We start from the raw sequence: 11702 nt of genomic DNA on the forward strand, positions 1-11702 counted from the left end.
CGGGGCGAGCTACGACCTGAAGAAGGGGATCGTCCGGCTTGGCGCCCGTCCGGCCCGAGCCTTCAACTTCTGGGGGGCGATGACCGCCGGCGATGGGATCGACTACGAGAACGCGACGCCGTCGCGCAGAAGCTCGGGGAAGCTTCTATATGGAGGGCCGGGCTTCGCGGTCGACATCGGCCGGCATCTGCAGTTCTTCGCCGATCACACCTACGAGCGCCTCGATGTGCGCGGGGAGAAGCTCTATGAGGCGAACCTCCTCCAGTCCCGCCTGGCATATCAGATGAACATCCGGATGATGGCAAGGGCGATCTGGCACTTCACGGACGTCACGACGCATCCGCGGCAGTACTCCTATCCGGTGGACGCGCGGTCGACCGAGCTCTTCACGCAACTCCTCCTCTCGTACAAGGTCAACCCTCAGACGGTCTTCTATCTGGGCTACTCGGAGGAGAGGGTGGGGGCGGGGAGCCGCAGGCTTCATCTCGATGGGCGGACCTTCTTCGGGAAGGTCGGCTACGCCTGGCTCCTCTGATGGCGGCGGCTCCCAAATACGTGGATCTCCATCGTTCCGGAGAGATCGAGCGACGCGTCCGGGCTTCTCTGGAAGGCCTCCGTTCCTGCCGGGCCTGCCCGTGGGAGTGCGGGACCGACCGCGCGCGTGACGCGGAGGGGATCTGCCGCACGGGCCGCCGCGCCCGAGTGAACAGCTTCTTCCCGCATCATGGGGAAGAGCGATGCCTCCGGGGAACGGGCGGGAGCGGAACGATCTTCTTCGCCCGATGCAACCTCCAGTGCGTCTTCTGCCAGAACTACGACATCAGCCAGCGGGATGCCGGGTTCGAGGCCTCCGCCTTGGATCTCGCGGGCATGATGCTCGACCTCCAGCTCGCCGGCTGCCACAACATCAACCTGGTCACGCCCGAGCATGTCGTTCCGCAAGCGCTCGAAGGGCTGCAGATCGCGATCGATGACGGCCTGCGCCTGCCGGTTGTCTACAACACGAGCGGCTTCGATTCCCTCGATAGCCTGCGGTTCCTGGACGGGATCGTGGACATCTACATGCCCGACTTCAAGCTCTGGACGGAGGCGAACGCCGCCCGGTTCCTGAAGTGCGGCCGCTATCCGGAGGCCGCGCGCGCGGCCCTCCGCGAGATGCACAGGCAGGTCGGCGATCTGACGATCGACGAGAGGGGAATCGCGCGGCACGGCCTTCTCGTGCGGCATCTCGTCATGCCGGGGCTCGTGGAGGAGACGCGCGAGATTCTGCGCTTCCTGGCCGGGGAGATCTCTCCGGACACCTACGTCAACATCATGGACCAGTACCACCCGGCGGGGGTCGTGGGGAGAGGCGACTACGCGGAGATCGATCGGGCGGCGGAGCGCGGGGAGGTCGAGGCGGCCTTCCGCCACGCGCGGGAGGCCGGCCTCCACAGGTTCGAACCCTGAGACGGCGGCGAGTCAGCGAACGAGAACGAGCCCTGTTGCCGCCTTCCGCGTTTGGTCGTTCAGGCAGCCCCAGTACACTCCCGCGGGCAGCTCGCGCCCCGCGTCGTCCCTGCCATCCCAGGGGATGCTGTGCCTGCCGATCCCGAGCTGCTCCCGCGTCAGTCCCCTGACCGTTCTCCCCAGCGGATCGCGGATCGACACCTCCACCGTGGCCGGCGCGAGAAGAGTGAACGAAAGGACCGCCGCGCCGCGAAGGGGGTTGGGACTGCAGGCGAGCGCGAGCCTGCGGGGACTGCCGTGGACGGCCTCATCGGCCGAAAGCGCCTCGCAGGCCTGAGCGAACGCGATCCCCGAAGCCGCGTCGAGGAGCTGCTGGAACTCGGTCCATCCCTCGGGCTCGCCTTTGAGAGTGAAGTCCAGCCAGGGGAGCAGGAACTCCAGTGTCATCGCGTGCTGCTGGGCGCGCGTGATCGCCGGCGACGGACATCCGCCTTCCCCCAGGGAGCAGGTGATGTTGTAGTCGGCGAACTGGCAGTGGCTCGCCCCCGTGATCGTCACATGCGTCTTGCAGGCGGAGGCGAGCGCCTCGTACATGGGGATCTGGTGCTGGGCCGGGGGAGTCACGCAACCGTGCGATCCCGGGAAGAGCAGGGCGGGGATCTCGATTCCCGACGCCGCCTGGATCTTCTGGACGAGGAATGCCAAGTCGCGCCCGAACTCGCCGTGGCTGGGGAGCAGTCCCCCCTCGGTCCGCGGTAGGGCGAGGATGTACCCTTCGGGAGCGAGCCCCGTCCAGAGCCCCCGGCAGCGCCTCTTATCGGCGTCACGACATGAACCCCCGCCTTCCAAGCTCGTCGGCCATGCGCGGAAGGGACATCCCTCCGCCGCACAGCGTTGGAAATTGTACGCCGGGAGCCAGTTCACGGCAACGGGTGGGAGAGTTCGTGCAGGGGAGTTCGCGCGGTGGAGTCGGTCCGGGGGAGTCCGCGGGTGGGAATCCACATGGGGGGCGGCCCATGGGAGTCCCCGCCCGCCGCAAGATGCTCCTTGTGACAAAAGTCATATGGAGATTGAGGCCGCCCGCTTAGAGTCGCCTTGGTGGTTTCGCCCATCCTTGACGGGCACTATTCTAGGGGTCGCATGAGAGCTGGATCAGCGTTCGGCATCGTTCTGGGGATTCTGGTCGGAGCGACGGCCGGGATCGGGGGATATACCTTCCTCTACGCGAAGGGCGGCTCCTACTTGACGAACGATCCCGAGGCGTGCACGAACTGCCACGTCATGCGCGAGCAGTTCGACGGCTGGATGAAGTCGAGCCACCGCAACGTCGCCGGCTGCAACGATTGCCACACGCCCCACGCTCCGGTTCCGAAGTACGCGACCAAGGCCGAGAACGGCTTCCGGCACTCGCTGGCCTTCACATCCGGCAGGTTCCCGGAGCCGATCGAGATCACGCCGCACGCGCGCGAGATCACCGAGCAGGCGTGCAGGCATTGCCATGAGGAGATCGTCGAGGCGATCGACACGGGCCGGCACGGAGACGAGAAGCTCTCGTGCATCAGGTGCCATCGCTCTGTCGGGCATCTGCGTTGATGACGGGTGCCGGGCAGGAGCCGGGCGAGAGGTAGGAGAGGAGAGGGAGGCCGATGAGCATGGCGAAGGGAGGAGGCTCCGCGCGATCCGGAAGGCTCGTGCTGGGCGCGGCGATTCTGGCCGCGATTCTGGCGGCGGGGGTGACGGGACTCCTGGTCAACATCTTCGAGCACAAGCAGGAGGCCAAGAACCCCTTCTTCCGGGTCGTGGAGATCACGGACGAGATCGAGGATCCCATCGTATGGGGCAAGAACTTCCCCCAGCAGTACGATCTCTACAGCCGGACGGTGGATCAGGTCCGCACGCGCTACGGCGGCAGCGAGGGAGTTCCAAGGACGCCGACAGATGCCGACCCCAGATCGGTCGTCGCGCAGTCGAAGCTCGAGGAGGATCCCCGCCTGAAGGCGATCTGGGCGGGCTACGCCTTCGCGAGGGATTTCCGGGAGGAGCGCGGCCACGCCTTCATGCTGGAGGATCAGAGCTTCACGGAGCGGCAGCTCGCCGTCAAGCAGCCGGGGAGCTGCATGAACTGCCATGCCTCGGTCTACGTCCCATACAAGAAGCTGGGCGGCGGAGATCTGACGGCCGGCTTCGAGAAGATGAACCAGATGCCGTACAGCGAGGCCCGGACGCACGTCGAGCATCCCATCGCCTGCATCGACTGCCACGATCCGGAGACGATGCAGCTCAGGATCACGCGCCCCGGTTTCATGGAGGGGATGCAGGCGCTCAAGGCATCGCAGGGGGTTGCCGACTACGACGTCAACAAGTCGGCCACGCGGCAGGAGATGCGCTCCTTCGTCTGCGCTCAGTGCCATGTCGAGTACTACTTCAAGGGAGCCGAGAAGCGTCTCGTCTATCCGTGGCACAAGGGGCTCAAGGTTGAGGAGATCCTCGACTACTACGACGAGGTGGGTCACAAGGACTGGGTCCACGCCGCCTCGGGAGCCCCCGCGCTGAAGGCGCAGCACCCGGAGTTCGAGCTCTGGAGCCAGGGGATCCACGCCCGTTCTGGCGTCGCCTGCGCCGACTGCCACATGCCCTACAGGCGGATCGGGGCGATGAAGATCAGCGATCACCACGTGCGCAGCCCGCTCCTGAATGTCAGCGCGGCCTGCCAGCCGTGCCACAAGTGGCCCGAGGAGGAGCTGAAGTCGAGGGTCGAAGAGATCCAGGATCGCACCTACGGGCTGCGCAACCATGCCATGGACGCCCTCGTTGCCCTGATCGAGGATCTCGGGAAGGCGAAGGAGTCGGGCCGGTCCGACGAGGAGCTGTCGGCGGCCAGACAGATGCAGCGAGAGGCGCAGTTCCGCATAGACTTCGTCGAGGCGGAGAACTCGACGGGCTTTCACGCGCCGCAGGAGGCCGCGCGGATCCTGGGGGAGGCGATCGACATCGCCCGCAAGGGTCAGCTCGCCGTTCGTGACCTCGCTCTGAAGACGCCCTAGGAAGAAGCGAGATCGACTGACTCGGGCCGCCGCGCGAGTGTGTGGCACTCTCCCGTGCCGGTCCGAGGGGCGAGTCGGGCGGGAGCGCGCCTACTTCAGGAGCCCCCTTCTGAGATTCTCCAGGTTCGTGCGGGCCGTCTCGTAGCGGGGGTCGATCGCGAGAGCCCTCTCCCACAAGATCTTCGCGTCGTCCGCGCGCCCCTGCGCAAGGCGAATCGCCGCGAGGTTGGAGAGCGCCTGCACATAGTCCGGCCTGAGGCGGATCGCGGTCTCGTAGGAACCGGCCGCCAGATCGACGCGACCCTGGATCTGATAAGCCTGCCCCAGGTTGAAGTGCGCCGAGACATGCGTCGGGCGAGCGGCGATCGCCCTGCCGTAATAGCCGATCGCGGCTTCGAGATCGCCATTCTCCCTCGCGATGATCCCCAGGTTGTTGAGAGCTACCGGATACCCCGGGAGGATTTCGATCGCCCTCCGGTAGCGATCGGCCGCGGAACCGATCCTTCCGGCTTCCTGCTCGACGAGGCCGGCGTTGTAGTTGGCCTTGGCGCTGTTCGGAGCGCTCGCGAGTTGAGCGCGGGCGAAACGCTCCATGGTGCTCCATGTCGTGTTGCGGAGAACGGTCAGGGGGGCATAGGCGATGAGCAAGAGGGCCAGAAGTCCCGGGGTGATTCGCTGAAGGCGTCCTCTCAGGAGCCAGTGTCCGTACCCCAAGGCCGCGCAGAAGAAGAGCGACGGCGAGTAGGCGAGTCGCTCGCCCATGATCGTCCCGATGGGGTAGAGGACGTTGCTGGCGGGAAGGAAGAGGATGGCGTACCCGCCCACGAAGAGCGGCACGACAGGATGGCGTCTTCGCAGCGCCCACGCTAACGCGGCGGCGCAGAGAAGGATGAGGAAGTAGAGGAGCACGCTCGCCGAGGCGACCGAACCGACAACCGGGATCTGGTTATAGGAATAGTCCGAGGAGAGCCGGATCGGCAGCAGCAGCAGTCGGAGGTAGTTGAGCTGCACGACGGCGGCCGTGAGGAGCCGCTCCCCGAGTCCCGCCTCGACCAGGGGGTTGTCGATCGGGAGTATCACCATCTGCGCCCCGCGCACGGCGCCCGATCTCATCAAGCCCCACAGCGCGACTGCCGCTGCCCCCGCGACGTACGAGAGCCATGGCCCGGATCGCTTCCGCGCGCGCGACACGGCGTCCATCAAGGCGGCAACCGGCAGGAAGGCGACGGCCGACTCCTTGCTGAAGAGGGCCAGGAGGAGGCATGAGCCCGAGAGGAACGGACTCCGCCGGTCACGGTGCGAGATGAGAAAGAGGATGCCGAAGAGGGCAGCGAGGATCTCTCCCCTCCCGACGACCGAGGCGACGGCCTCCGTGTGGATCGGGTGGCAGGCGAAGAGGAGCGCGGATGCTGCCGACGCGGCGGGGGGCATGCCGAGCCGCGTCAGAAAGATCAGGAGAAGGCAGCCGACGATCGCGTGGAGGACGACATTGAGAGCCCGGTACCCGACTGGATCCGGACCGCTCCGCCCGATGAGCCGGTTCGTCCCGTAGTTGAGCGCGAAGGTCCAGATCGTCAGCGGCCGGTAGAGCGTGTCGTTCTGGATGACCGTGCCCCAGTACCGTTCGGCGAAGATCGCTTTGATCCGAAGCGGGTCGTGGGTGTTCGCGTTCTGGATCAGCATCTCCCGATCGTCGGAGACGAGGTCGTTCCCGATGGTGTTGGCATAGACCGCGACCGAGAGGAGGAACACGGCCAGCGCCCAGCGGGAGAGCGCGGGTCCCGGGCGGGCGGGTCCCTTGGGTCCTCTTCCTCTTCCTGTCCGCGCGCTCGACATGTCTGATTGCCCGGCCGGGGTGGCTGTGGCTGGCGGGATCATGACCGACGGGGGAGGGAGCTTCAAGAGCATCGGTGTCCGGGACCGACGCTCACGGTTCATGGCTTTCGAACTCGCGGGAGCGTCTGTACGCTGGTCAGTTGGCAGGGAGGAGGACTCCGATCTCGACGACGCCTCGGGCGCGCCCGCGCCCCACGATCCTCTGGTTCCGGAACGACCTCAGGCTTGCGGACAATCCGGCCGTTCGGGCGGCGTGCGATCGCGGCGCGCCGATCCTGCCAGTCTACATCCTTTCCTGAGGAGAAGAGGAGGGGAATCATGAAGATCCTGATAACCGGAGCGACCGGCTTCGTCGGCTCCTCCCTGCGCAGGGCCCTGGCGGGTGAGGGACATTCGATCGTCGTCCTGACGCGCTCCAGAGAACCGTCAGAGGGGTCTGCGACGTGGGATCCACGGGCGGGGAAGATCGATCGCGACCGGCTCGAGGGGTTGGATGCGGTCGTCCACCTCGCGGGAGAGAGCATCGGCGCGGGTCGCTGGACCAGGGAAAGGAAGGATCGCATCCTCAGAAGCCGCGTCGATGGGACGCGGCTGCTCGCCTCGAGCCTCGTCAAGCTCGAGAGGCGGCCGCGCATTCTCATCTCCGCATCCGCGGTCGGCTACTACGGCGATCGCGGCGAAGTCGTCCTTGACGAGGAGAGCGGTCCCGGCGACGGCTTCCTGGCGGATGTCTGCAGGAGCTGGGAGGCGGCCGCGGAGCCGGCGAGCCGCGAAGGGATCGATGTCGTCGCTCTCCGGATCGGGATGGTCCTTGGAGCCGAAGGGGGAGTTCTGGCGCGTCTGCGACCCATTTTCCGCGTGGGCATGGGAGCGGTCCAGGGGAGCGGGCGGCAATACGTGAGCTGGATAACGCTGGATGATCTCGTCGGCATCGTCCGACACTTTCTCTCGCGCGCGGGCGTCCCGGCGCCGGGCGAGTCCCGAGCCGGGCGCGTGGTGGCGGTCAACGCCGTCGCGCCGAACCCCGTGACGAACCGCCAGTTCACGAAGGCGCTCGCGCAGGCGCTCGGCCGCCCGGCGATCCTGGTCGCGCCCGGATGGGCGTTGCGGCTCGCTATGGGAGAGATGGCCGGGCCGCTCCTTCTGGCCAGCGCGCGCGCCGTGCCCCGCCGCGCGCTCGAGAGTGGATACGAGTTCCGCCACCCAGAACTGGCAGGCGCCCTCCGGGCCATCTCTGGTAGAATGCGAGATTCGTGAGCAGGCTTCCAAAGGGCAGGTGCGCTTTCGCCTACGAGTTGGGACCGCCGTGGTTGTGGGCCGCCGCTCGCCGTCGGGCACACGGAAGAGCAGGCAACCAGTCGGAGGATCAGCATGGATTTCAACTTCAGCGAAGAGCAGAAGATGATGCGAACCATGGCCCGCGACTTCGCGGACCGTGAGGTCCGGCCGCTGGCGGCGGTTCTCGACGCGGAGGCCCGCTACCCGTACGAGACGGTCGAGAAGCTGGCGCAGCTCGGCTTCATGGGGATTTTCGTGCCGCCCGAGCACGGCGGTTCCGGTCTCGACCAGGTCTCTTACGCTCTCGTCATCGAAGAGCTCTCTCGCGCCTGCGCCGCGACCGGCGTGATCGTGAGCGCGCACAACAGTCTCGTCTGTTACCCCGTGCTTCGCTTCGGCACGGACGAGCAGAAGCGCAAGTATCTGGCCCCGATGGCAAGGGGAGAGGCGATCGGATCCTTCGCGCTGACGGAGCCCGAAGCGGGCTCGGACGCCGCGAACCAGCGGACCGTGGCTGTCGCGGACGGGGATCACTTCGTCCTGAACGGCTCGAAGATCTTCATCACCAACGCGACGGTCGCCAAGACGTTCATCATCTTCGGTCTGACAGATCCGCCAGCGGGCGTGCGGGGGATCACGGCCTTCCTCATCGAGCGGGACACGCCCGGCTTCGTCGTCGGCAAGAAGGAGGACACGATGGGGATCCGGGGCTCGGGAGCCTGCCGACTCGACTTCGACGACGTCCGGCTCCCGCGCGAGAGTGTCCTGGGGGAAGTCAACAAGGGCTTCCGGGTCGCCATGGCTACGCTCGACGCGGGACGGATCGGGATCGCCGCCCAGGCCGTCGGAATCGGGCAGGCGGCGCTCGACGAGTCGGTCAAGTACGCCAAGGAGCGCGTCGCCTTCGGCAAGCCGATCTCGAACCTCGAGGCGATCCAGTGGATGATCGCCGACACGGCGACGGAGGTGGCCGCGGCGCGCTGCCTGACCTACCGCGCGGCCGCGAAGAAGGACGAAGGAGACAACATCACCCTCGAGGCGGCGCAGGCCAAGCTCTACGCGAGCGAGATGGCGCACCGCGCCACGCACCGCGCCGTTCAGATCCACGGCGGCTATGGGTACACGAAGGACTTCCCGGTGGAGCGATTGTACCGGGACGCGAGAGTGACGGAGATCTACGAGGGGACATCGGAGATCCAGAGGCTCGTCGTCGCGAGCCAGATGCTGAAGTAGAGGCCGTCGCGCATCGATGCGGATGGCCATCGGGGAGGAAGGCGCGTGAGACCACGGAAGTGTTCGAGATGGCTCCTCGTCGCTCTGCTCGCGGCGGCATGCGCGATCGCCCAATCGGCGCCCGCGGCCGGGGACGACTCGTTCATCAAGGGGAAGGGGAAGGAGAAGAAGGGCGCTTCGGAGCCCGATGACGGGCTGAAGCCGTTCGACGAGATCGTCGCCGGCTGCGAGCGGGTCGAAGGGCTCTTCCCCATCTATCGCAACCGGGACTTGGGAAAGCTCTGGATCGAGCTGGCTCCGGATCGCCTCGACCGTCCCTACATCTGGGCCCTGACGAGGGAAGCGGCCGAGGGGATCTTCTTCGACAACAGCGCGCTGATGGGCGAGTCGATTCTCACCTTCCACCGCGAGGGGAAGAAGATCCACTGGATCCTCCCGAACATGAGCTTCTTCTCCACCGGGGACTCCGCGTTCGCTCGGGCGGTCGAACGAGGGGTCTCGCGAAGCCTCCTGGGGGTCACGGAGATCGCGAGCAAGCCGCATCCGGAGCGCAAGTCGATTCTCATCGATCCTTCCTCCATCCTCCTTCAGGACCATGGATGGGTCGGATACGTGATGCGGGAGGCGCAGGCCGGCTACTCGCTCGACCGTGACGGCAGCTACGTCGACGTGATCAAGAACTTCCCTCTGAACACCGAGATCCAAGTCGTCTTGACATTCCGCACCGACAACCCGAAGGTCGCCGTCCCGATCCTTCCCGACGCGCGGAGCTTCCAGCATCGATACCACTGGAGCCTTGTGGATCGCCCATCGAACGGCTACCGGCCCAGGCTCGCCGACGATCGGGTGGGGCACTTCCTCACGATGCACCAGGACTACTCGAACCCGCGCAGCGAAAGCCCGTATGTGCGGTACGTCAACCGCTGGCGGCTCGAGAAGCAGGATCCGACGGCCCCCATCTCGCCTCCGAAGGAGCCGATCGTCTACTGGATCGAGAACACGGTTCCGGTCGAATACCGGGACGAGGTCGAGCGGGGCGTGCTCGCATGGAACAAGGCCTTCGAGACAGCCGGATTCCGCGACGCGATCGTCGTGAAGCAGATGCCCGATACGGCCACGTGGGATCCCGCGGATGTCCGCTACAGCGTGATCCGATGGATGCTCCAGCCGGGGGCCGACTATGCCGTGGGACCCTCCCGGTCCGATCCCGTGACCGGCGAGATCTTCGACGCCGACATACGGATCGCCGCGGATCTCGTCAGGACGGTCTACAGGGAGTGGACCGATCAGATCAGTCCGCTGACCCGTCCCGGCCGAGCGTCATCTGACGACGGCGCGGAGGGAGACTGGCTCGATCCCGGCGCGTCGAGAGGCGGCGTCCCCGGATACGGCCCGCATGATCGATGCGATCCGGAGTTCGCCGAGGGGATGGCCCGCCAGGCCGCCTTCGGGATGGGGATCGCCGCCGTCCGCGGCCTGTTCGACCCCGAGAGCCCGGAGGGGAAGAAGTACGTGGACGACTACATGGCCGGTCTCGTCTGCCACGAAGTCGGCCACACGCTCGGCCTCAGGCACAACTTCAGGTCGAGCGTGATCAACACCCTCGATCAGCTCCAGGATGTGGCCAGGACGAAGGCGGTCGGGATCACCGGATCGATCATGGACTACACGCCGGTCAATCTCGCTCGGATCGGCGAGACGCAGGGGGAGTACTGGCAGCTGGAGCCGGGCGTCTACGATCACTGGGCGATCGAGTACGCCTACAAGCCGATCGACGCGCAGTCTCCGGAGGACGAGGTCCCCGAGCTCGAGAGGATCGCCTCGCGCGCCGCCGATCCTCTGCTCACCTACGGCACCGATGAGGATGCGCGCGGCCTGGGCCCGACCGGGATCGACCCCGCGAGTTCGATGTGGGACCTCGGGGACGATCCGCTCGCCTGGTCGGCGAGCCGCATGGACCTCGCCGACGAGCTCTGGTCGCGGATGGACGAATACCTATCGAAGCCGGGGCAGGAGTACCGGCGCTATCGCACCGTCTTCTCTCAGGGGATCGCCGAGTACTGGTACGCCGCCAACATCATTCCGAAGCACATCGGGGGGATCCACCACTACAGGGATCATGTCGGGGACCCGGGCGGGCGCCTGCCCTTCGAGCCGGTCCCCGCGGCGAAGCAGAGGCATGCGCTGAAGCTCCTGACGGAACGCGTCCTCTCGGAGAAGGCGTTCAAGGTCGCGCCGGAGCTTCTCAACAAGATCGCTCCGGACAGGATGCCGACCTTCGGCGGAAACCTCTACTCCTCGCAGCGGATCGATCCTCCCTTCTACGGGCGGATCCTCGGCGTCCAGACGCGGGCGCTCGACCGTCTCTATCATCCGATCACCCTGAGCCGTCTTCAGGACCTCGAGGCCCGCTATGCCGCGGACGAAGAGAAGTTCCGCATGATCGAGATGTTCGAGACGCTGCGCGGAGCGATCTGGAGCGAGGTCGCGGGCGGCAGGCCGGTCGGGACGATCCGCAGGAACCTGCAACGGGCGCACTTGAACCGGCTGATTGAGATCGCCGTCGATCCGGAGGAGGGGACGCCCGAGGACGCGACGACTCTCGCGAGGGCGGATCTCAAGGCGATCATGAGTCGATGCGCGACCGCCCTCGGGCGCGCGGATCTCGATCCGATGACCCGCGCTCATCTGGACGAGACGAGGGATCGCGCGAAGGCGGCCCTGGACGCTCCGGTGAGCCGGTCGATTCCGGATCCCGCCGCGGGACCGAGGATGTAGCGAACTCCGAGGCCGGGCGGCCGCCATGGGCTCTCGAGCCGCGACGGCCGTCCGAGGATCTCCAATCACAGCGGGCCTGTGGGG

At 66.5% G+C, this 11702-nt stretch carries 9 protein-coding genes; 7 read left to right on the forward strand and 2 right to left on the reverse strand.

The annotated features are described in order from the left end of the window. The first annotated feature begins 534 nt into the window (after positions 1 to 534). A complete protein-coding gene (locus FJY88_02440; protein ID MBM3286197.1) occupies positions 535 to 1449 on the forward strand; it encodes a radical SAM protein in 915 nt (304 codons plus the stop codon). Between the two features lie 12 nt (positions 1450 to 1461). Here FJY88_02440 and FJY88_02445 read toward each other — a convergent pair whose 3' ends face one another. Further along, entirely contained in the window at positions 1462 to 2298 is an 837-nt protein-coding gene (locus FJY88_02445) for a hypothetical protein (GenBank protein ID MBM3286198.1), read from the reverse strand. A gap of 291 nt (positions 2299 to 2589) precedes the next feature. On the opposite strand from FJY88_02445, the gene nrfH reads away from it, so the two are divergent. Then, positions 2590 to 3042, forward strand: coding sequence for a cytochrome c nitrite reductase small subunit (nrfH, locus tag FJY88_02450; GenBank protein MBM3286199.1), 453 nt, complete (start codon positions 2590 to 2592; stop codon positions 3040 to 3042). 59 nt (positions 3043 to 3101) lie between these two features. After that, positions 3102 to 4493 carry an ammonia-forming cytochrome c nitrite reductase subunit c552 gene (locus FJY88_02455; GenBank protein ID MBM3286200.1) on the forward strand — a complete coding sequence of 464 codons (1392 nt, stop codon included), beginning with the start codon at positions 3102 to 3104 and terminating at the stop codon, positions 4491 to 4493. A 90-nt stretch (positions 4494 to 4583) separates the two neighbouring features. Here FJY88_02455 and FJY88_02460 read toward each other — a convergent pair whose 3' ends face one another. Continuing rightward, positions 4584 to 6431: a tetratricopeptide repeat protein gene (locus FJY88_02460; protein ID MBM3286201.1), complete on the reverse strand. Its 1848-nt coding sequence runs from the start codon at positions 6429 to 6431 to the stop codon at positions 4584 to 4586. 59 nt (positions 6432 to 6490) lie between these two features. On the opposite strand from FJY88_02460, the gene FJY88_02465 reads away from it, so the two are divergent. The 4 genes from FJY88_02465 to FJY88_02480 all read left to right on the forward strand — a co-directional run bounded on the left by FJY88_02465 (position 6491) and on the right by FJY88_02480 (position 11618). Further along, positions 6491 to 6628, forward strand: a complete 138-nt coding sequence (locus FJY88_02465; protein ID MBM3286202.1) for a deoxyribodipyrimidine photo-lyase — start codon at positions 6491 to 6493, stop codon at positions 6626 to 6628. Positions 6629 to 6647: 19 nt separating this feature from the next. Beyond that, positions 6648 to 7586, forward strand: a complete 939-nt coding sequence (locus FJY88_02470; protein MBM3286203.1) for a TIGR01777 family protein — start codon at positions 6648 to 6650, stop codon at positions 7584 to 7586. Between the two features lie 114 nt (positions 7587 to 7700). Next, positions 7701 to 8840 carry an acyl-CoA dehydrogenase gene (locus FJY88_02475; protein MBM3286204.1) on the forward strand — a complete coding sequence of 380 codons (1140 nt, stop codon included), beginning with the start codon at positions 7701 to 7703 and terminating at the stop codon, positions 8838 to 8840. Positions 8841 to 8885: 45 nt separating this feature from the next. Next, entirely contained in the window at positions 8886 to 11618 is a 2733-nt protein-coding gene (locus FJY88_02480) for a DUF5117 domain-containing protein (protein MBM3286205.1), read from the forward strand. The last annotated feature ends 84 nt before the right edge of the window (positions 11619 to 11702 follow it).

The sequence above is a fragment of the Candidatus Eisenbacteria bacterium genome (genome assembly GCA_016867495.1).
GTDB lineage: Bacteria > Eisenbacteria > RBG-16-71-46 > CAIMUX01 > VGJL01 > VGJL01.